General features: G+C 68.8%; 13 protein-coding genes and 1 tRNA gene. 2 read left to right on the top strand and 12 right to left on the bottom strand.

The genetic code is table 11. From position 1 onward, the window contains the following. Window positions 1-192: 192 nt before the first annotated feature. From nrdG to AC1AYN_RS01200, 5 genes are all read right to left on the bottom strand, one after another. Window positions 193-924, bottom strand: coding sequence for an anaerobic ribonucleoside-triphosphate reductase activating protein (gene nrdG / locus AC1AYN_RS01220; protein WP_476502576.1), 732 nt, complete (start codon window positions 922-924; stop codon window positions 193-195). Continuing rightward, on the bottom strand, window positions 924-3,323 hold the full coding sequence (gene nrdD, locus AC1AYN_RS01215; protein ID WP_476502575.1) for an anaerobic ribonucleoside-triphosphate reductase: 2,400 nt from the start codon (window positions 3,321-3,323) through the stop codon (window positions 924-926). The genes nrdG and nrdD overlap by 1 nt, the downstream gene beginning before the upstream one ends. A 428-nt stretch (window positions 3,324-3,751) precedes the next feature. Continuing rightward, the gene (locus tag AC1AYN_RS01210) at window positions 3,752-4,060 is read right to left on the bottom strand and encodes an exodeoxyribonuclease VII small subunit (RefSeq protein WP_476532299.1); all 309 of its coding nucleotides are present in this window, start codon (window positions 4,058-4,060) and stop codon (window positions 3,752-3,754) included. Window positions 4,061-4,234: 174 nt separating this feature from the next. After that, the gene (gene xseA / locus AC1AYN_RS01205) at window positions 4,235-5,593 is read right to left on the bottom strand and encodes an exodeoxyribonuclease VII large subunit (protein WP_476531579.1); all 1,359 of its coding nucleotides are present in this window, start codon (window positions 5,591-5,593) and stop codon (window positions 4,235-4,237) included. A 49-nt stretch (window positions 5,594-5,642) separates the two neighbouring features. Further along, the gene (locus tag AC1AYN_RS01200) at window positions 5,643-6,761 is read right to left on the bottom strand and encodes an endonuclease/exonuclease/phosphatase family protein (protein ID WP_476532298.1); all 1,119 of its coding nucleotides are present in this window, start codon (window positions 6,759-6,761) and stop codon (window positions 5,643-5,645) included. 447 nt (window positions 6,762-7,208) lie between these two features. Between AC1AYN_RS01200 and AC1AYN_RS01195 the strand changes: the two genes are divergently transcribed. Next, window positions 7,209-7,281, top strand: a tRNA-Arg gene (locus AC1AYN_RS01195). A 76-nt stretch (window positions 7,282-7,357) separates the two neighbouring features. On the opposite strand, the gene AC1AYN_RS01190 is transcribed toward AC1AYN_RS01195, so the two are convergent. Then, window positions 7,358-7,528 (bottom strand): hypothetical protein, encoded by a 171-nt coding sequence (locus AC1AYN_RS01190; RefSeq protein ID WP_476502572.1) that lies wholly within the window; start codon window positions 7,526-7,528, stop codon window positions 7,358-7,360. Window positions 7,529-7,749: 221 nt separating this feature from the next. On the opposite strand from AC1AYN_RS01190, the gene AC1AYN_RS01185 reads away from it, so the two are divergent. Further along, window positions 7,750-8,538 carry a DUF4391 domain-containing protein gene (locus AC1AYN_RS01185; protein ID WP_476531577.1) on the top strand — a complete coding sequence of 263 codons (789 nt, stop codon included), beginning with the start codon at window positions 7,750-7,752 and terminating at the stop codon, window positions 8,536-8,538. 138 nt (window positions 8,539-8,676) lie between these two features. Here AC1AYN_RS01185 and AC1AYN_RS01180 read toward each other — a convergent pair whose 3' ends face one another. The 6 genes from AC1AYN_RS01180 to AC1AYN_RS01155 all read right to left on the bottom strand — a co-directional run bounded on the left by AC1AYN_RS01180 (window position 8,677) and on the right by AC1AYN_RS01155 (window position 21,655). Further along, complete coding sequence (locus AC1AYN_RS01180; RefSeq protein ID WP_476531576.1) at window positions 8,677-9,645, bottom strand: Ppx/GppA phosphatase family protein; 969 nt, start codon at window positions 9,643-9,645, stop codon at window positions 8,677-8,679. A gap of 86 nt (window positions 9,646-9,731) precedes the next feature. Next, window positions 9,732-10,961, bottom strand: coding sequence for an aminotransferase class I/II-fold pyridoxal phosphate-dependent enzyme (locus tag AC1AYN_RS01175; RefSeq protein ID WP_476531574.1), 1,230 nt, complete (start codon window positions 10,959-10,961; stop codon window positions 9,732-9,734). Between the two features lie 70 nt (window positions 10,962-11,031). Next, window positions 11,032-12,267 carry an MFS transporter gene (locus AC1AYN_RS01170; RefSeq protein ID WP_476532297.1) on the bottom strand — a complete coding sequence of 412 codons (1,236 nt, stop codon included), beginning with the start codon at window positions 12,265-12,267 and terminating at the stop codon, window positions 11,032-11,034. Between the two features lie 107 nt (window positions 12,268-12,374). Beyond that, window positions 12,375-13,103, bottom strand: coding sequence for a GNAT family N-acetyltransferase (locus AC1AYN_RS01165; RefSeq protein ID WP_476531572.1), 729 nt, complete (start codon window positions 13,101-13,103; stop codon window positions 12,375-12,377). 201 nt (window positions 13,104-13,304) lie between these two features. Continuing rightward, a complete protein-coding gene (locus AC1AYN_RS01160) occupies window positions 13,305-17,420 on the bottom strand; it encodes an ATP-dependent DNA helicase (RefSeq protein WP_476531570.1) in 4,116 nt (1,371 codons plus the stop codon). Beyond that, window positions 17,417-21,655: a PD-(D/E)XK nuclease family protein gene (locus AC1AYN_RS01155; RefSeq protein WP_476532296.1), complete on the bottom strand. Its 4,239-nt coding sequence runs from the start codon at window positions 21,653-21,655 to the stop codon at window positions 17,417-17,419. Before AC1AYN_RS01155 ends, AC1AYN_RS01160 begins: the two co-directional genes overlap by 4 nt. Window positions 21,656-21,765 lie beyond the last annotated feature (110 nt).

Here is a 21,765-nt window from a genome sequence, read left to right as displayed (position 1 = left end):
ACGCAACGCCTTCGCGTGTCCTGTCGGAATACCGCGGGAATCCCCTCCCTACCACCCCGCCAACTCCCATGGTGCGGCAACACACTTCCTCCACAACCCCGGAATCAAGCCGTTTTGGCCGACCGCACCATGGAAGATTCACCGCACCATGGGAGGGAAAGGAGGGGGAAAGGAGGGGGGGGGAAGAGCGTGTCACGAGGCCTGCTGGGCTTCGCCGGCGACGCGGTCCTTGAGATAGATCTCGGGGATGTCGCGTTCCTGGTCGTGGAGCTTGCCCCAGATGACGGGGCGGCCTTGCGCGAGGGAGGCGGGCACGTCGAGGATGCGCTGGTTCTTGGAGCCGCGGAACTGCAGGAGCGAGTCCTTCTGGGTCTTCAAGTACCGCCCATCGACGAGCACGTCGATGAGTCCGAGGAGTTCGCGCTTGTCCGGGGTCTCGCCGGGGCGTGCGAGCTCCTCCCACGTGTAGCCGGTCCAACACCAGATGTCCTTGGAATCGCCGAATTCGGCGCGGATGCGGTGCGCGAGCGGCAACAGGACGGGGGTATTAAGCAGCGGTTCGCCGCCGAGGAACGTGATGCCCTGCACCCACGGGGCGTTCAGGTCCTCGATGATTTTGTCTTCGAGCCGCTGCGTGTACTCGTGGCCGGCCTGGAAATCCCAGATGGACGAGTTGAAGCAGTCGACGCAGTGGAACGGGCAGCCGGAGACGTACAGGGAGTTGCGCACGCCCTCGCCGTCGGTGACGACGAAGGTCTTGTAGTCGGCGATCATGCGATGGGACATGCGCCGGCCGTCCCATTGCCCGGCCCGCGGATCGTTGGCGAGTCCGCCGGATGGTACGGAAGGGCCGCGCCCGGTCTCCCCCGCCGCGAAGTCGCGGCGCTTGGGCTCCCGGAGCGCGGCCTGCTGGAATCCGCTCACTACTTGGCCTCTTCGAACCATTCGCGGGTGGAGCCGTCGCCGAGGGTGACGTGGCCGGTCTCGCCGCTCATGTGCTTGACGCGGTGGGAGATCTCCTCGTGGCGGCCGTGCACCATCGGGCGCTGCACCGGGTTGCCGAGGTAGCCGCAGGTGCGCTTGGTCACGTTGCACTTGTCAGGGTCAGAGTTGCCGCACTCGGGGCACTTGAAGCCCTCGTCGGTGGGCTCGAAGTCGCCCTGGAAGCCGCACACGAAGCAGTGGTCGATCGGCGTGTTGGTGCCGAGGTAGCCGATGCCCACGTTGTACGCGTAGTCCCACACGGCCTCGAGCGCCTTCGGGTTGTCCTGCAGGCACGGGTACTCGCAGTAGTTGATGAAGCCGCCGGACGCGTAGTACGGGAAGTCCTTCTCGTAGTTGAGCTTCTCCATCGGGGTGGGCTGGAGCCACACCGGGTAGTGGAAGGAGTTGGTGTAGAAGTCGTGGTCGGTCACGCCGTCGACGCGGCCGAACTTCTCGCGGTCCATGCGGTTGAAGCGGTCGGTGAGGGATTCGGCCGGCGTGGAGTACACGGAATAGTGGTAGCCCTCCGCCTTGCTCCACTGCTTGCACAGCTCGCTCATGCGCTTGACGATGGACAGCGCGAACTCCTTGCCTTCCGGATCCCAGCCGTGGTCGCGGATCCAGTTCTTGCCGTAGAACACGGCGGTGGTCTCCGCGAGACCGATGTAGCCGAGCGACACGGTGGCGCGCTCGTTCTTGAACAGGGCGTCGACGCTGTCGTTCGCGCCGAGGCGGCCGAAGGCGCCGAAGCGGAACAGGGTGGGCGCGTTCACCGGGGTGGCCTGCTTGCAGCGCATGATGCGGAACTGCAGGGCCTGGTGGGCGATCTCCATGCGCTCCTCGAACAGCTTCCAGAAGCGTTCCTTGTCGCCGTGGGATTCGAGGGCGATGCGCGGCACGTTCACGGAGACGACGCCGAGGTTCATGCGGCCGTCCTCCTCGTCCTTGCCGGTGGCGGGGTTGATCCAGCCCTGCAGGAAGGAGCGGCAGCCCATCGGCGCCTTGAAGGAGCCGGTGATCTTGACGATGTTGTCGTAGAAGACGACGTCCGGGTACATGCGCTTGGTGGCGGATTCGAGGGCCAGCTGCTTGAGGTCGTAGTTCGGGTCGCCCGGGTCGGCGTTCACGCCGTGCTTGACGGTGAACACGAGCTTCGGGAAGATCGCGGTGTGGTGCTCGCGGCCGAGGCCACGGATGCGGTTGAGCAGGATGGCGCGCTGGATCTCGCGGGCGAACCAGTCGACGCCGAGACCGAAGCCGACGGTGACGAACGGGGTCTGGCCGTTGGACACGCGGTTGGAGTTGATCTGGTACTCCATGGTCTGCATGGCGTCGTAGATGGCCTTGCGGGTGCGGATCTTCGCGAGGATCTCGCGCTCCTGCTCGAGCTCGTCGACGTCCGTGTGGAACGGGGTGTCCATCGGCAGCGGCTCGCGGCCCTTCTCGAAGTGGAGCTTGGCCGGCTCGTTGGCCTTCGCGTTGGCGACCTGGCGTCGCGCGAACTCGATCGGCATGTCGTCCGGGATCATCTCGCGCGCCTCTTCGAGGAACTTGTCGTAGTCGAGCTTCGCGTAGCGGGCGAGATGCTCGTCGGCGCGGTTGGCGGTCTGGCCGCCGTACTGGCTGGAGGCCACGTCCTTCATGATCTGGGTGATCTGCGTGGCGGCGATGGCGATGGACTTCGGGGAGGCCATCGGCGCGTTGCCGAGGGTAAAGCCGTTGGCGAGCATGTCCCAGAAGTTGGGCAGCGAGCAGTTGGACTGCGCGGTGAACGGCGAGTAGTCGGCGTCGTGGAAGTGGATGTCGCCCTTCATGTGTGCGTTGGACACGGCCGGCGGCAGCATGTTGAACGCGGCGGCCTTGGAGACGGCGCCGGCCAGCAGGTCGCGCTGGGTGGCGTAGACGTTGGCGTCCTTGTTGGCGTTCTCGTGGATGAGGGTCGGGTCCTGGTTGATGAAGCGGGACACGGCCTCGTTCACATCGGTGGCCTTCGCGCGCTCGATGTCCTTGTCGAGGCGGTAGGTGGTGTAGGCGCGGGCCACGTCGTACAGGTGCGCATCGATGAGCGCGTGCTCGACGAGGTTCTGGATGTCCTCGATCTTGGCGGGACCGGCGTAGCGTTCCTTGATCTCGCCCTCGACCTGGTCGGCGAAACCGCGGATGAGCTTCTCCTCCTCCGGGCCGACCTGCTTGTCGAGGTCGCCGAACGCGGCCTTGACGGCGGAGATGATGTTGATCGGATCGAAGTCGACGACGCGGCCGTCACGCTTCTCGACCTGCACCGGACGGCCGGCGGCCCTGACGGTGGTGGTCGTCGGACTGATGACTGCTGTCTCCATCTCACATCTCCATCCCGGCCCTTCCGGGCCTAGTCGTACATCTTCTTTCCGGGGTTCCGCGGGCGGTCCAGCGCCCTGCGTTTTCCGGAGCCTCAGATACTGTACGGCATCCCCACCCCTATATCTAGTTGCGGCACGCCGCCAAAACACTAGCGGTAGTGGTTTTCGGCGGAATCTCGCGGAATCACATCTGTGTGATTAACGTAACAATCCCCCGGCTCCGCGTGTCGTGCGCCGGCCACGGCAGGCACGCGCGGGCCATGTCCGAGGGCGGGCCGGAAAGCATGTTGCCAACCCGCCCGGACAATGGCACGGAGGGCGTTTCCACCCCGGCGGCGCGATCGGATCGGATCGGATCGGGCTTCGCGCCCCCGGTCCGCCGAGGCGGACGGCCCCTCGTCCGGGGCCGGAATGCGCCGCGGGGTGGCTTAGTCCAGATTGGATTGCGTGCCGGCGGTATCGGCCGTGGCGGCCTGGGCGTTCTGCGCGGCGTCGAGACGGGCGCGCACGTCGTTCAGCAGGCTCTGCGCCCGCTGGGCGAGCGCCTCGCCGATCTCCCACTGGCGCATCGACTGGTCGAGGTCGAGCCCGCCGGCCTCCAGCGCCTGCACGGCCTGGATGAGCTTGTCGCGCGCCTCCTCGTAGGGCATCCGCGCGATGGCGGCGCGTTCCTTGTCGGTGAGCGTCGAGGCGGGGGCGGCGGACTCCGCGCCGGCCTTCGCAGCCTCTGTCTGCACAGCGCCCGTCTGCACGGCACCAGCCTGCACGGTCTCGTCCGTGGTCTGTTCCGTCGTGTTCGTGTTCTTGTCGGTCATGTTCGTTCCTTTTCGTTGGTTCGTCGGTATCGTTCGTTCGTCGGCATCGTCCGCGCCGATATCGTCCGTGTCGGCATCGCGGCGTCCACGCGCCGATCAGTCCGCCTTGGCGGTGACGACGCCCCTGCGCAGCGTCAGGGTGAGCTCGTCGCCGGAGGAGACCTTCGCGGCGTCGTCGAGCACATGCCCGTCGGCGGTCTGCACGACGGCGTACCCGCGGTTCAGCGTGGATTGGGGGCTCAGCGCGGTGAGCGAGGCGTGCGCCTTCTCGATGGTGAGCGAGGCGTCGTCGACGAGACGCCGCAGACCGATGTCGAGCCGGCCGCGCGCGTCGTCGAGGAACCGCTGGTGCGGTTCGAGCATCGTGAGCGGCCGGGTGAGGCTCGGCCGGTTCGCATAGCCTTCGACGAGCCGGATCTCGTTGTCCACGCGCGAGGAGATGCGCATGCGCATCCGTCCCACCGCGTTGTCGATCAACTGCCATTGCTCGCGCACGTCCGGCACGACCTTCTTCGCCGCGTCGGTGGGCGTGGAGGCGCGCAGGTCGGCGGCCAGGTCGATGAGCGTCCAGTCGTCCTCATGGCCGATGGCGGAGACGATCGGCGTCCTGCACGCGGCGGTCGCGCGCACCACGCCCTCGTCGGAGAATCCGATGAGATCCTCGAACGCGCCGCCGCCGCGCGCCACGATGATCACGTCCACCTCCGGATCGGCGTCGAGCCGCCGGATCGCCTCGATGATGTCGGGCGGGCACTGCGCGCCCTGCACGTGCGCGTGCACGATCCTGAACCGCACGACCGGCCACCTCAGGTTCACATTGGTGACCACGTCGCCTTCGGCACGCGCCTGCGGAGCGCAGATCAGGCCGATGCACTTGGGGAACTCGGGCAGCAGCACCTTGTTCTCCGCGTCGAACAGGCCTTCGCCTTTGAGCTTCTTGCGCAGCTCGTCGATCTGCTCCTTGAGGCCGCCGGCGCCGATCTTGCGGATCTCGTCGCCGATGAAGCTCAATCGGGTCTGCTTGACCCAGATGTCGGCCCGGCCGTGGATGACGACCCGGTCGCCCTGGCGGAACTGCGCGGCGGCGGCCGCGAATGCGCGCCAGCCGGAGACGGAGATCGCGATGTCCTCGAAATCGTCGCGCACCGTGAGATAGGCGGATCCGGCGCGCCGCGTGTTGATCTCGGTGATTTGCCCGCAGATCCACGCGGCCGGCCATTTCGCCACGGCGTTGTGGAACTTCTGGCTCAACACGCTCACCGGCCAGGGGTTCTCGGCGGTGGTGTCGGCGGCCATCCGCGGCAGCTGGTCGAGCGGGCGCGGCCGGCTCAGGTCCGGCGCCGCCGACGCGCCGGTGCCCGCGGCGGCACCCGCGCGCGCGCCGAAGCCCGCACCGGCGCCGTACCCGGTTCCGGGGGCCGTTCCCCGCATGTTGGCGTTCATGTCGTAACTCATGCCCTCACTATAACGCCGGGTTCCACGGCCGGTGCATATGCACCGTCGTTCATCCGACCGCCAGCGTGGCGAGCAGCGCGGCATGGTCCGAACCGTCGACCGGCACCACCTTCATCCGCCCGGCCACGATCCCCCGGTCGACGACCACATGGTCGATGCCGGCGAACCGCGGCGGCAGCAGCCCCCGGTCCGCCGGCCACGTGAACGTGAACCCGCGTCCCGCCATCCGCGCTCCGTCGCGGAACCGGTCGCCCAGGAAGTCACGGAACGGCGCATGATCGTAGGTCGCGTTGAAATCCCCCATGAACACGTATCGCGTGTCCGTATGCGCCTTCATCGCGCCCAGCTCGTCGAGCGCCCGCCTCCACTGCCCCCAATAGCCGGGCACGGGGGCGGTCGTGTGCACGGACACGAACCGTACCTTGACGCCGCCGGCGAACGCGACCGTGCCGCCGGGCATGAACGAGGCGCTCGAGTTCACGTCGTCGTTCGCCGGACTGATGAGCGGCGAGGCCGACCACAGTCCGTTGCCGTACACGCCGTCGGAGCTCGCGACCTTGCTGTACGGCAGATAGTCGCCGATCCCCGCCTCCTCGAGCGCGGCGACGAACGCGTCCGTCGTCTCCTGCAACGCCAGCACCTCGACCCGCTCGTCGCGCACCGTATCGACGATCTGCCGCGCGTCGGCGCGCCCCTTGTACACGTTGCAGGTCATCACGCGCGCATAGGCGTCGCCGACGACCGCGTGCGCCTGTCCGGTCGCGGCGTCGGCGGCACGCGTCAACGGCTCGGTCGTGTGGAGGAACGGATACTGCCACCACACGTTCACGGCGAACGTGGCGACCGCGACGAGCGCGACGACGAACCGGCGCGACGCGAGCGCGAACATCAGCGCGACGACGGACAGGATCGCGAACCACGGCGTGGCGGAGACGACGATCGGCACGAACGGGAGCGCCTGGAGCCCGGCCGGCAGCGCGCGGGCGGCGACGGCGCACGCCGCGAGCGCCGCGCATACGACCGCGAGCGCGCCGAATACGCGACGGTGGGGCGGGAGCGCCGCGGCGACGCCGGCGCGACCACGCCCGCCGCCGGACGCGCCTCCGCGTGACGGCGCACGGCCGCGGGACACGCCGGAACGTGCCGCCGGCCGCGTGCGCGCGGACACGCCGGGACGACGGCCGCCGCGCTTCCCGCCACGGGTTCCGGCCGTACCCGCGCGAGACGATGGTGTGGAGGATTTCGACGGGGATTTCGTTGTCGATGATGTGCGTGGATGCGGGGATTTCGACGACGACTTCGCGGATTTCGACGATTGTGACGACTTCGACGACTTCGACGATGATGACGCGCTGGACTTCCCCGCCGCGCGTTTGCGTCCGCCGTCCTGCGGCGTCGCCGCGCGCCTCAGCAGTTCGCGCCGGGCGTCGGCCTTCGCTTCCTCGGGGGTGAGATAGCCGTCCCGCGTCCGTTTCGCCACTTCAGACCTCCCTTCGTCCCACAACACTGTACCGTGCGCGCGGCATGCGCGGCCAGCCGGAGAAAAGACGTGGAGCCGGGCCGCAACACGTCATGCGCGCCGCCGGCCGGGAACCGTGTACAATGAATTGCCGTCGCCTCGGTAGCTCAGGGGATAGAGCACCGCTCTCCTAAAGCGGGTGTCGTCAGTTCGAATCTGATCCGGGGCACAAGTCACCCCTTGGAATCGCAGTGATTCCAAGGGGTTTCGTTTTCGCCCAGCCGCAATGCCGGGCGCAGGACCGATCACAGCACGAACTTGTAGAGCACCAGGCAGAGGATCGCATTGGATACGAACGGCCACGTCTCCCCCGGCGGCGGATTCCCCGTCACCATTTGATAGACGACGTTGCAGAAAACCAGCAGCAACGACAGCGCCACGACCGCCAACAGCAACCGTTTGAGAATCGCCCTCATGGCCATCTCCTCCTTCGGGGGAGGGACCAAGACCACGACACCTCGTTGTGACGCGCGCCCCGTCCGTTCGCAACCTATCTTCAGGATACCAGCATCTCCCCAGCCATGCATGGCCCCGCGCGGTCATGCTCCGCCATCGCGCCGGCATCTGGTGTAGTGTCGTAGCAATATCCGCGGGCGTCGCGGCGTATATGCGCGGCGCGAAGGAAGGGAGGCCGACGATGGCCGATGGGACGAGTGCCGGCAAGGCGACGCGCGGCGTGGCGAGCTGCGGCACGGTGACCGCGCTGGAACTGGGATTGCCGGACAGGTCGGCGATACCGGCGGCGAAGGGGACGCTGCCCAAAGCATTGTTCGCCGGGAAGGGACCGATCTCCAACACGTTGAAGCAGCATCTCGTGCACACGGTCGCCTCGATTCACATGCTCGCGCTGCTGCGGCCCGCCAACGCGGGAGTCGCCGAAGGCGCACGCGTGAAGGAGATCCTCGTGCTCGGCCTGCGGCTCAACGGCGTGGATGCCGCGATTCCCGCCGACGTCGTCGAGCATATCGCGGCTCAGCGGCCGGGCAGCGGCGTGCTGTTCGTCTGCGTGCGCGACGGACATGCGGCCGCGGCCGGCGGCACGGCCGGCACGGACACGGATACGAACGCGACCGTCGAACAGTGCGCGCTCGCGGTGCGGCGCAAGGTGCCGGGACGCCCCGGTCATACGGCGCAATACGCCGTGCACGTCTCCGACTGGGCGGATCCGCGCGACCTGCTGCTGGAGATCACGGGCGGCACGATGGACGAGGCGTGGGAGTCGCTGTGTTCGCAGGCGATCCTCGGCACCGCCGACCACACGGATCTGGACGCACGCCTGTTGCGCCGCGACCGCGTCGTCGCGCTGCGGGCGCAGGAGGCGAAGCTCGTGCGCGACCACGGCCGCGCGAAGAACCCCGCGCAACGCAACGAGGCGTTCGCGAAGCTCGCCAAGGTGCGCGCGGAGCTCAAGCAGTTGGAGGGGTGACGGTTCGCTCCTCACCCGTCACGGTTCGCTCCACGTTTCTCGACGTTTTTCCGTAGCAAATCACGGAGCGAACCACGACGAACGCGGAGCGAACCACGACGAACGCGGAGCGAACCACGACAAGACGGCGAAATCAGCTCAGAAGCCGAGGCGGGTGCGGCCGAACTGGTCGAGCCAGCGCAGGATCGCGCCCTCGCGCAGCGCCCACGGGCAGATCTCGATCTCCTCGATGTCGAGCGCCTTCATGATCTCGTCGGCCACGATGCCGCCGCCCACGATCTGCAGCGTGCGCTCCGGCGTGATGCCCGGCAGGGCGACGCGCTGGTCCGGTTCGATGGCGGCGAGGCGCGGGATCCAATCCTCCAGCTGCTCGCGCGTCATGATCATCGTGTCCTCGCGGCCCGGCTGGCGCAATACCGCGCCGGCGAGGCGGGCGAGCGAGCGGAACGTCTTCGACGTGCCGACCGCGTGATTCGGATGCTTCGACTTGGGGAACGCCTCGATCATCGGTTCGAGGATTCGACGTACCTGCTTGCGCGCCTCATCCAGCTCGTCGGGCGTGGCGACGCCTGCGGGCAGGAACTCCTTGGTGACGCGGCCGGCGCCCGCCGGCACGGACAGCGCGACCGTCGGCTCCTCGTCGGAGCCCATCGCGACCTCCAACGAACCGCCGCCGATGTCGAGCATGAGCAGTCGGCCCGCGTCCCAGCCGTACCAGCGGCGGGCGGCGAGGAACGTGAGTCGCGCCTCGTCGGTGCCGGACAGGACCGTCACACCCTGGCCGATGCGTTCCTCGATCTTGCGCAGCACCTTGTTGCCGTTCGGCGCCTCGCGGATGGCGCTGGTGGCCATGGCGAGCAACTGCGTGATCTCATATTCCTCGGCGAGCTTCATGCCCTCGTCGACCGCTTCGAGGATCGCCTCGATGCCGGCCTTTTTGATCGAACCGTCGTCCTTCAGGTATTGCATGAGGCGCACGGTGGTCTTCGTGCTGGCCTCCGGATCGGGGCGGGCGCCGGGTGCGGCGTCGACGATGAGCATGTGGATCGTGTTCGAGCCGATGTCGAGCACGCCGAGTCGGGTGGTGTGCGAGCGCAGGTTGACCATGTGCGGTGTCGTTCCTTTATATATCGATGGTTGTCGATGTGTCGTTTCGTATCGTGTTCTGCCGTGTCGTCGTCACGTGTGTGCCGTCACGCGTGTAGCGTGGGCAGCCAGCGGCCGAGCCGGTCGAGTCCTTCGGCGAGCGCCTCGCGCGATGCCGCGTAGCTGAGGCGCACATGCGTGTCCGCCGTGGCGGCACCGAAGTCGCGTCCCGGCGTGAGCGCGACGTGCGCCTCGTCGAGGGCGCGTTCGCAGAACGTCCACGCGTCGAGCCCGGTGGACGTGATGTTGAAGTACGCGTAGAACGCGCCGTTCGGTTCGACTTCGACGGGCAGGCCGATGCGCTTGAGCCCGTCGATGACGATGCGGCGGCGTGCGAGCAGCTCCTGGCGGCGGCGTTCGCATTCGGCGAGGCTGCTTTCGGTGAAGCAGGCGAGCGCCGCGTGCTGGGTGGGCGTGTGCGCGCACAGGTAATAGTTCGTGGCGAGGTCGTCGACGGCCTTGAGGATGGCGTCGTCGTCGGGGATGACGGCCCAGCCGAGTCGCCAGCCGGTCATGCCGAAGAACTTGGAGAAGCTGTTGCACACGATCGCGTCGTCGTCGCAGGCGAGCACGGAGCGGATCTCGGTGCCGTCGGGTTCGCGGTCGGCGAGGTCGATGTACGTCTCGTCGACAATGCGCCACGCGCCGTGGTCGCGCGCATAGTCGCATACGTCCCTCAGCACGTCGAAGTCGATGGTCGTGCCGGTCGGGTTGGACGGCGAGGTGATCATCACGGCCTTCGTGCGGTCGGTCCAGTGGGCGGCGACGAGGTCGCGGTTGAGGTGGAAGCGCGTGGCCGCGGAGGTGGGCACGTCGATGACGTTGCCTTCGAAGCTGTTGATGAGTTCGCGGTTGCACGGGTAGGAGGGGTCGGCGACGATCACGTCGTCGCCCGGGTCGACGGTGAGCGCGGTGGCGAGCAGGAGCGCCGCCGAGCCGCCGGAGGTGATGATGATGCGCCTCGGGTCGATGTCGAGGTCGTGGCGTTCCCGGTAGAAGCGGGCGATGGCCTCGCGCAGTTCGGGCAGGCCCATGGCGGCCGTGTACGGCAGGGCGCGGCCGTCGTACTGTTCGCGCATCGCGTCGCGCACGGCGGGCGGCGCACCGAAGTCGGGCTCGCCGAGGGAGAGTTTGATCACGCTCACGCCGTTGGCGATCATGCGGTCGGCCTTCTCGCCGAACACCATGGCGCGGAACGGCTGCGCCTCGCGGGCTCGGCGGGACATCACGGGGGATGCGGGGGTCGTCTGTTCGGGCTGCTTTGCTTCTCCAGTCATACCGCCCGTTGTATCGGCAAGACGCGACACGCGCGCCCCGCGTCCCGATTGGTGGGACGCGGGGCGTCGGTCAGCGGCGGCGCGCCAGAGCCCAGCCGAGCAGGGCGAGCGGCACGGCGCACGCGGTGAACAGCGCGGGCAGAAGCATGCCGACGTGCGGGCTGGACGCGTCGAGCACGACACCGGCGACCGACGATCCGAACGACGTTCCGACCGTGCCGGCGGTGGTCACCCAGCTCAGCCCCTCGGTGAGGCTTTCCGCCGGCACCAGATCCTTGACGATGAGGTTGCCGGTGGTGAACAGCGGCGAGACGACGAGTCCGGACACGATCTCGATGACGCCGAGGAGGATGAGGTTGTCCATCGCGAGGCGGAAACCCACGTAACCGACGACGAGCAGGCTCAGGAAGACGACCATGTGCGCCCAATGCGAGCCGCGGAACGTGCGTGATCCGAACACGATCGCGCCGATGCACGAGCCGACGGCGAACATGGCGAGCTGGAGGCCGAGGAACCGTTCGAGCCCCATGCCCTTCATGGTGGCGGTGACCGACACGTCGAACGAGGTGAAGCTCATGTTGAACACGAGGAACACGACGAGCAGCGGCAGCACGCCGCCGTAGAGGAGCGCGCTCTTCGGCTTGGCGCCCTGACGGCGCAGCCGGTCGAGGGACAGGCCGTCGGCAGGAGGGGCGGAAGCACCGGAGGCGGCCTCGGATGTGTCGGGAGCGCCGCCCGCGACGTGCGGGACCGCATCAGACGCCGTGACCTCGATGATCTCGACGATGGCGGGCGGCTGCGTGGATTTCAACGAGAAGAAGACCGCGCCGCCCACGCCGCAGGCGATGGTGGGCACGAACAGCTGGCTGACCGGATGCACGCTGGTGGCGAGCCATGCGGCGAGAATCGGGCCCAGGATGAACACGACCTCGTCGATGGCCGCCTCCATCGCGTACGCGGTGTTGAGCAGCGTCTCGCCGTCGTCGCGCCCGCGCAGCGCGTACGCCCAACGGGTGCGTACGAGCGCGCCGAACGAGAACTGGGTGAGACCCATCACGACGGCGAGCGCGAACAGCAGCGGGATCGGCACGCGGAACAGGGCGGCGAACGCGAACGCGAGCATCGCCGCGACCTGCACGGCGAGCGCGACGCGGCCGACGCGACGCTGCCCAAACCGGTCGAACAGGCGCGCGTAGAACGGGGTGACGCAGGAGAGCGCGAACACGTAGGTGGCGCTCATCGTGCCGGCGACCGTCCAATTGTCGTACAGGTGGTTCAGGGCGAGCACGATGCCGAGGCTCATCATGGAGATCGGCAGTCGCGCCACCGCGCCGGAGACGCAGAACGCCTTCGTGCCGGGGATGGAGAAGAGGCGCGCGTACGGGGAACGCGGCTTCGCGGCCGCGACCCCGCTCACGCGGTCACCTCGCCCTCGTAGATATAGATGTCCTCCCCGTCTCCCACGTGTTCGTCGGGGTGGTCTTTGGCGTAGCGTTCGGCGACGCGGGCGAGGCCCTTGTGCTCGTAGAAGCCGACGTCGCAGCTGGAGTCGGTGTGCAGGTAGTAGCGGGAGGCGCCGGCTTCGGCGAACGAGACGAGCAGGTTGCGCCACAGGGTGCCGCCGACGCCGTGGCCGCGTGCGGCGGGGGCGACGACGAACAGCTCGAGTTCGGCGGGGGCGCGGTCGTTGATGGCGATGTCGGCTTCCATGCGTTCCTCGAGCGCATGCCAGGCCTCGGTGCGGGCGAGCGCGTCCGCTCCGGCGGGAGTGGCGTCGAGTTCCGCGTTGACGCGGGCGAGTTCGCCGGTCACCTGGGGGAAGAGCACGGATCTGCCGGCCACGCGCGACAGGGTGACGCCGAGGAACGTGCCGTCCGCGGTTTCGGCGAGTTCGCCGCGCGTTGCGGGTTCGAGGTAGTGGAGGACGAAGTGGCGTGAGGTGAGCCGGGCGATGTGGGGGTCGCCGGGCTCGTCCACGCCCCACGTGTCATAGAACGCGTCGACGATGGCGTCGAGGTCGTCCCAGGTGACGGCGCGGTAGGTGATGGCGGTGCCGGGGGCGACGGCGGCGCGGCGTGCGGTGTCTGCGCCCGTGGTGCCGTGTGTTGCGGTGCTGGTGGTTGCGTTGCTGGTCGCAGCCATGGGTGGTTCACTCCTTCATGTCGGTGGTGTCGTGGAGCACGTGCGCCCGCCCACACATGCCTGCACGAGGGTAGCGGTCTCCCGCCGGCGAGACATTCACGGCGCGTTCCAGCCGCGGGACCCGCTGTCGCCGGGTGCCGTGCGTGGCGTCTGCGCGCCGCACGGCACCGTCCGCGGTCGCGCCGCGGATCGGCGATGGGTCTAATCGTCGTCGGTGTGCTCGGGGATTCCGGAGCTCAACTCGGCAATGATCTCTTGTTCGGTTTTCTCTTCGGCGCGCAGCTCGCGGAGCTTCGCGTCGGGTTCACTCACATAGTAGAGAGCGGCGTCGATGCTGTCCAACGGCACGCCTTCCATCGCCGAAAGCAGAAGCCGGTACAGGTCGAGCTGCACGAGCTTGTCGGCCACGTCCTTCGGCTTGCGGGGACGATGGCCGGTCTTCCAGTCGATGACGGTGTACCGTTTCGTCGCGTCGTCCGGGTCGAGGCCGCCGAGGAACACGGCGTCGAGTTTGCCGTTGGCGATGATGCCGTCGAGTTCGGGCAGGGCGACGACGAGCTGCCGCTCCGCCCAGACCGGCGTGCGCCGTGCCCATGGCGATTCGGCGAGACGCCGCTGCCAGGCGACGAGCTCCGCTTCGACACGGGTGTTCCGGCGTGCGGCGCGTCGACCGCCGCCGTCCGCACCGGAAGCACCATCCATACCGGCGGTGCCGTCGGCGATGGCCTTCTCCCGGTGTTCCAGATCGGCGAGTATCGCGTGGCGGTCCATGACCGTGACGGCGTCCGATTCGGCACTCGTGCCGTCTCCCGCGTCGAGTCCCGCGTCGATGAAACGCTCCGCCCACGCGTGGAACCTGGTGCCGGCGGAGGCCGCGGGCGAGGCGATGGACGGGATGGGGCGCACGATGCCGCGCCAGTAGCGTCGTTCCTCGCGCTCCCCCATGTCCGTCGCGCGGGCCTGCAGACGGGTGACGCTCTGACGCGATCCGGCGAGGATGCGCTGCGCCTGCTCCTTGGTCCGCTCGTCGAGGGCCGCCCCGTCGAGCGTTCCCGACATGAGGTCGTCGTCGGCGATGAGCAGCCGGGCCTTGTCGAGCAGCGTGCCGCGTACCGGGGCGCCCGGCGAGGACTCACTTGGCACCGTGGAATCATCCGCCCCATCCACCTCATTCGCACCATTCGCCTCGGTTCGGGCGCGCATCGCGGCTCGGACGGCCCGCGCCGCCCCGACGAGCGAGGATGCCGTCGTTGCTCCCAACGCGGACGGCCAAGGCAGGGTGTCTTCCGCCCGTTCCTCAAGAGGCGTGTCCCATGCCTCGTCGATGACGGCGTGCGCGTATCCGGCGGCGTGATCGCCGGTGAAGAACCCGTCGGGTCGGGGCGCGCCCGTCGTCGCCGGCGTGCGGGGCTGTTCCCCGGCATCGGCCGCCGTATCGGACGACCCTGTGGAACCGGACACCCCGGTGGAGCCGGACGACCCGGCCATGACGGTCCCGTCGTGCGAGTGCAGGGCGTCGTGGACCTCCGACCAGAAGTTGGAGGGTTTCGCCATGCGGGGCTTCGCGCCGAGCACCGACGGGTCGCGGCCCGTTTCGCCGTTGCGGCTGTAGGTGAGCAGCACGTCGCACCGGGCGCGGGTCAGGGCCACGTACATGAGCCGGCGTTCGTCGGCGTGCAGTCGCCTGCCGTATTCCTCCTCCTGGGTGAGGTACCAGCCGTCCGGATCGACGTCGTTCACGCCGTCGCCGACGGCGCGCAGCGACCCGTAGACCTCGTCGTCGATGAGTTCCACGTCGTCCAACGCCCGCAACGCGTCCAGCGGGTCCGCACCGACTGGCGCGTCATGCGGGAAACGCGGCAGGATGCCCGCGTCGGCGCGCACCGGCACCGGCACGGCGGTCGGATCGTCCAGCCATGTGGAGGCGCGCTCGCGGTATTCGGGTGCCGTCCAGACGCCGTTCTCGACGCCGCCCGGGTGGGCGTCGTCGAGTGTGACGGAGAGGTGATCGCCCTGGCTGCTGGGGAACGCGCCTTCGGCGAGGCCCACCACGGCGACCGCATCCCATTCGAGTCCCTTGGACTGGTGGACGGTCATCAGCTCCACGTCGACGTGCCGTTCGGGGTCCGATGCGGCGGTCTCGTCCTCGATGCTGCGCAACGCGTCCACCCATGCCATGAATCCGCGCAATGTGGGCGTGGCATCGGCCGCGATCTCGCTGGCGTACGTGTCGACCAGATCGATGACCGTCTCCATGGGGATGCGGGCCACCGTCGGGTCGGGCGCGTTCCCGCGAGCACGCATGGCCTGCGCCACGATGGTGTCGATGTCGAGGTCGAGCGCCTGCACGGCCGCACGCACCACATCGGGCAGGGGTCTGCCGACCGTGCCGCGCACCATGCGCAGCATGCGGGAGGCATGCAGGATCTCTCTCGTAGAGGCCTCGTCGAACCGGTCATCGCGTTCGAGCAGGCCGGGCAGATCGGAATCCTCCAGCAGGTCGGGCAGGAACACGGCGTTGGCGACGCCGTCACGGTGCTCCCGGACGATGCCGGCGCGGTCCCGGCGCGGTGCGTCGGCCGGCACCAGACCGGCGGCGACGAGCGCCTGGTACCGCACCTCGGTGTTGGCCGCGTCGGCGAGCGCGGCGAGCGCGGCGAGCGTCGACGCGTCGAGTCCGAACCGTGGCGTGGCGAGCAGCCGCATGAGCGAACCGGAGTCGGTGTGGTCGGAGGCGACGTGCAGCAGGGCGAGTATGTCGCGGATCTCGGGGCGGTCGAGCATCGCCGAATAGCCGACGACGAGCGTGCTCAATCCGGCCTGCTCCAACGCCTGCTGGTATTCGGCCATGTGCTTCTTCGACCGGAACAGCACCGCTGTGGTGGGGGGATGCTTCGGATTGCCGTGGTCGTTGACGGCGAGGGCATGCCGGCAGAATCGTACGACGCCGTCGATCTCCTGGCCGAGCGTGTCGTACCCGAGCACGCCGACCGTGCCCGCGGCGGCTTCGGACAGGGCGTCGAGCGGCGCGACGTCGACCTCCCGCATCGTCGAGCTGCCTGCGCGGCGGGGAGTCCCGCGCAGCGGAAGGGTCAGGTCGTTGGCGGCTTCCAGCACGAGCCGTGAGTTGCGGCGGGTGACGCTCAGCTCGTAGGGACGATCGTTCTCCCGCATGCCGAAGTCCTGCTGGAACAGGCGGAACGCGCCCGGGCTGGCGCCTCGCCATGCGTAGATCGACTGGAACGGGTCGCCGACGGCGTTGACGGCCGTGTCTCCTCCGTGGAACAGGGTGGCGAGCAGCGCCGCCTGCGTGGTGGATGTGTCCTGGTACTCGTCGAGCAGCACGTGGCTGAACCGTTGCCGGTAGCGTTCGCCGATGGAGGGGAACCGGGTGACCAGCTGATAGGCGGCGATGGTGAAATCGCCGAATTCAGCCAGGTTGAGCCGTCGTTTCTCCTGGGCGTACGCCTCGACCAGGTCGAGCAGCGCGTCACGTTGCCCGGCGGTGTCGACGAGTCTGGCGCAGTGGAACACGCAGGCCGTGTGCAGACGTTCATGGTACTCGTCGAGTTTCGCCGTCCATGCGGCGTCGCTGTCCTTCTTGAACCGTCGCGGCTTGGTGAGCTTGGGCTCATCGTCGGGAATCGGCTCGGAGCCGATGGCGTCGCGTACCTGTGCGGCGAAGGCGTCGTCCCATGCGCGCACGCGGGCTATGGCGGTCTCCATGTCGGTCACGCCGTGGCCGATCATCGCGCTGCCGATCGCGCCGGAGAGCGCGAGGACCTTCGAGGCGAGCGTGCGGAACGCGCCGAGGTCGCGCCCGCGCAGCCGGTCCATGTTCCGGTCGATGACGTTCGCGGCGAGCTGGAGCGCGCCCGCCTCGCTCAACGGCTGCGTGTTCTGGTCGAATCCGACGAGCAGACCGTACTGGCGCACGATGGACTGGAAGAACGCGTCGTACGTGTAGACGACGGGCTTGAGGAACATGCGGTCCCCTGCGGCGCGAATCGCCTCGGCGTTCCCGACAGCCCCTTCCGGGGATGCCGGCATGTCGTCCCGTCCCGTCCCGCGCGTCCCGTCCTCGGCCACGGCCTGGGACACGCGTGACAGCAGCTCGCCGGCGGCCTTGCGCGTGAACGTGAGGCCGAGGATCCGTTCGGGGGCGACGCCCCGGCGGATGAGTTCGATGATGCGGCGCGTCATCGTGTAGGTCTTGCCCGAGCCGGCGCCGGCGACGACGAGCACGTCGTCCGCCACGGGCGCGTTGATGACGGCGGCCTGTTCCGGGCTGTCGGTGGGTTTCGGTGTGCTGCTCATGCCTGCCTCGTTTCGAATACGGTGTCGACCCGGCCGGCGCAGGCCGGGCATACGGTGCGCATGCGACAGTATGCGAGATGCTGCGCGGCGGGATGGGCGATCAGACGCTCCGAACGGCTCGCCGCCGCCGCATAGAACACCCTCGCGATCATAGCGAGCGCCCACATCGCCTGCGTGCCCTGCAGCGCGGCGAACCGCTCCCATGCGCGCGGGTCGACGTCCTGCGGCGGTTCGGCGGGAACGCCGGGGATATCCATGAGCTTCGCCGGGTCACGGTAGTGGGATCGTGGCGTGAACGGTTCCGCGTTCAGCGAACCTCCGGTGAACAGGGGCGGCTGGAACAGGCCTTCGGGGGCGTAGCTCTGCGCCGGCGCCTCGTGGGCTTCGACATGGAACAACGCGCTCTGCACGATGGGCGACGCGTCGACGGGGCGCCGGCCGCCGCGCGTGGCGCTTCCATCGACCGTCTCGGGGAAGGCGAGCCCCAGCTGGTAGCACACGAGCTGCAGGTCGTTGAACCGCTGCGGGGTGGTGGGCACCTGGCCGGTCTTGTAGTCGATGAGCCGTATGGCGCGGCTCCCATCGGCCATGATACGGGTCTCCTTACGGTCGATGCGGCCGGAGAGCCTGATGGTCAGGTTCTCGTCCATGCCCTCCGGCCAGCCTCCGACGAGCGTGCCCATCATCGCCATGAAATCGCGCCGTCCGACCGGACCGGCACCGGGCACGGCGTCATATGCGGCGAGGATGTCGTCGAGCCCGAACCGCGCGGCGAACTCCTCCTCGCATGAGGCGTGTTCGAGCACGCCCACGTCGAATTTGCCCGTGTTCTCCCTAAGATAGCCGGACGTGTTGGAGGCCACGAAGTACGAGGCGAGATTGGCGAGCGTGGCGCCCGCCTGCTCGTCCTTGCGAATCGCCGCATAGCGCGCCGACGGATCGTCGATGTCGGCGGGGTCGGGCTTCATCCCGTCGTAGAGTTCGACGAGCCGACGCGTCACGGCCGTCAGACGTTCCTCGTCGCCGGCTCCGGGCATGAAGCCGGGCAGGTCCAGGCCTTCCCCGCTGCCCTGCTGGGCGACCGCATGGATCAGCGTGCCGAAGCCCGTCGCCGCACTGCCGGGGCGTGGCCCGGCGAATCGGTTCTCCAGCATCCAGCACACCGGGCATTCCCACAGGCGGTCCACCGCCGATGGGGACAACGTCACCACGCACGGTTCGGCGTCCTGCGCCCGCGCGCTCGACGTATCCGTCGCGCTCGGCGTATCCGATGCGTCCGCCGTCCCATGGCCGCCACGTTCCGCCGTATGCAGGTACGCCCATTCGTCCGGATCGGCGGCGGCGACGCCGTTCCCGGCAAGCAGGGCGAGCGCGGCGGCCGCATCCCGCGTCTGCGGGTCGTCGGACGGGTGCCGTGCCAGGATGAGGCGCGCTGCGGCCACGAGTCCGCGGGGATCGCAGTCCAGGCCGGCGAGCGAGATCTCCTCCACGTCCGACGAGGCGCGTTCCGCCGTCTGACCGTTCCCGTACGGCTCCCCCACCTCGACGAACCTCGCCTCGTCTCCGCGGCCGAAGCATTCTGGCAGATACCCGTAGAGGAAATCGGACGGGGTCAGGTCGTCGTCGCTCACGGCGCTGATCGTCACCGTGCCCGTTCCCCGCGCATCCGATTCGGCGCGGGTGAGCGCATACAGGAAGCTCTTCTTCTCTCCGGAGAGCACCTCGCCCAGTCGTGCGCCGTAGGAGGGGGCGGCGGCCCAGACGGCATGCGCCTCCGGGCCACGCAGGATGATGTCCGCTAGGTCCTCGCCGCCGAACATGGTGTTGCGCTCGGCGAGGTTGGGCCATACGTCCTGCTGCACGGCGGGCAGCCACACATGACGCCAGTGGCGGCCGGCCGCGCCCGCCGGGGTGGTGAGGGTGACGGCCTGCTCCATCGGCTTCACACGGGCGAGTGAATCGGCTTCGATCCGCATGGAGCGCACCTGGGCGATGAACGTGACGATGTCATGCCCGGCGGCACCGCCCTCCGCATATTGGAACAGCCGCATGGCGGCATCCAGCCGGTCGTTGGCCGCCCTGCCCTCGGACGTGTTGTCGAGCGCGCGCCGCTGCCATGCCGACGCCACGCCCGCGGCGTCCCATGCGGCGGCGAGCGCGAACTGCGGCTCGTCGGATTCCAGACGGCCCAAGGCGGCGGCGACCTTGCCGACGAGCGTCCAGAGACGGATGAAGGCCCGGGCCTGCGGGTCTCCTCCCAGTACCTGGTTGATCACGGCGAGCACGTGCGATGCGGGAGCCCGGGGATCGTCCAGCGCGAGCATCACGTACTGGGCGTCCGTTCCGAACGGCGGGATCCGGTCCCCGCCGTCGGACGGGACGGGCCGCCCGGTCTCCGACGTCGCATCATCTCGCCCGCGCAGCAGGGAATCATCGATCCGGACGTCGCCGCCCGCGGGCCAGGCCTCGCCCAACGTACGCCACGCCCTCATCAATCCGCCCAACGCGCCATCCACGTCGTCCGCATCACCCGCATCGTCCACGTCATCCGCAGCGACCGCCTGTCCGACGATCCCCGCGAGGGATTCCAGCGAACGCATCGCGGCCTCGACCGGTTCCACGCGTCCCAGCGCGCCTTCGCCCGGCGTGGAGCCGACGGTGATCAGCGGGCCGGCCATCAGCGTGACGACGCGGGAACGCACATAGGCCGCCAGCGCACGCGGATCCGACTCCGCTCCCGCGATGCCGCGCCCACGCAGACGCGCCAGTTCGATCAGGGCGAACAGACCGCGCACGAACGGCTCCTCCCCGAGGGGACGGGTGACGGACGAATAGCGCACGGGCACGCCGTCCCGGCGCAGCCGTTCGCCGAACAGGCGCACGGTGCCGTTATCGTGCGCGATGACCGCCATGTCGTTCCACTGGGCGTGCCCGTCGAGCCGCTCGTGCTTGATGCGCCACACCACATCGTCAAGCTCCTCACGGGGACTGCGGTAGAGCGCGCAGCGAAGGGAACCGTCCGCAGGCAACGGGGACGCGCCGTCGAGCCGGCGGATCGGCCACGCGCCCTCATGCCGGGGCAGCTTCCACGGGCGATTGGGCAGCGGCGTGGAATCCTCCAGCGGCGAGGGAATCGACAGGGAGATCCTCGCCGCCACGACGTCGCGATACGTGGGGGCCGTCTCGGACTCCCGGCCGCCCCGCGGCCGTGCGTCCAGGACGCAGCGACGGGCGGCGATGGGCCCGTCCGCGGCCCTGGCGAACAGATATTCGGGGTAGGACCCACGGAAGGTCTGCACCGCCTCGTCCGGGTCCCCCACGAGTACGAGCCGCGTGCCCCGCCGTACGATCTCCTCCAGGAACCTCATGGCGGCGAGAGTGGAATCCTGGAAATCATCGACGACCAGCAGCGCGGGGACCGTTCCTCCGCCGCCCCGCAGCACGGTGGCCGCCTCCACCAGCAGACGTGAGGAATCGAGACGGTATTCGCCCCGATACGCCGCCTCGACGGCCGCGGCATACTCACGACGCAGCGCGAACGCCAGCCGCCACTGCACGCGCAGCCGTTCCACGCGCACGTCCCGTCCGTCGCGGGCGGATTCCTCCAACACGCCGAGCAGCTTCTCCTCACCGTCGGGGGAAACTCCCAGTTCGTCCATGCGCGCCAGCATGTCGCGTAGCTGGGCGACGAATTCCGCCGACACGCCACGTTCGAGCAATGCGGCCGTGGCGGCACGACCGTCCCGCCCGTCCTCCGAACCGTCGTCGGGGAACACCCCCATGGACGACGACCACTCCTCGGTCGCGAAATAGTCGCGGAGCATCATGCATACGCCGCACACATCACCGGCTTCGGAGTGCCCGACATGCCCGGCGAGCACCCCGCGCAGCAACGCGTCCTGCTCGGCGCCGTTGAGCAGCCTCGGTGCGGGAGCGCCGGAGGCGAACCGCTCGTCGGCGATGACGCGGAACGCCAATGCGGCGAGCGTGGTGACCGGACGCACCTGCGCGGACGCGCCGATGCGGCGGATGACTTCGTCGCCGAGACCGTCGGCGACGACGCGGTTCGCCACGGCCATCACCGCGCGGGTGTCGCCGTACGCGTCCAGGCCGCGCAGGAGCGCGTCATAGGCGAATCGCGTCTTGCCGGTCTGCGGCGCGCCGGCGACTAGCAGCGCGCTCCCGCCGTCTCCGCCGCCGCGGATCAGTTCGTCCAACGCCTCGTGGGCATCCATGTATCCAGTCATGGCTCCAGCCTAAACCGTGACGACCACGCCGGTGCATATCTACCGGAACTTCCCCTTTTCTCGCGTGTTCCAATGGTTCCGGCACCCGCCACGGGCGG

Source organism: Bifidobacterium sp. LH_413, assembly GCF_056357015.1.
Note: the sequence above shows the minus strand (reverse complement) of the source record. Positions and strands in the feature narration are given on the sequence as shown.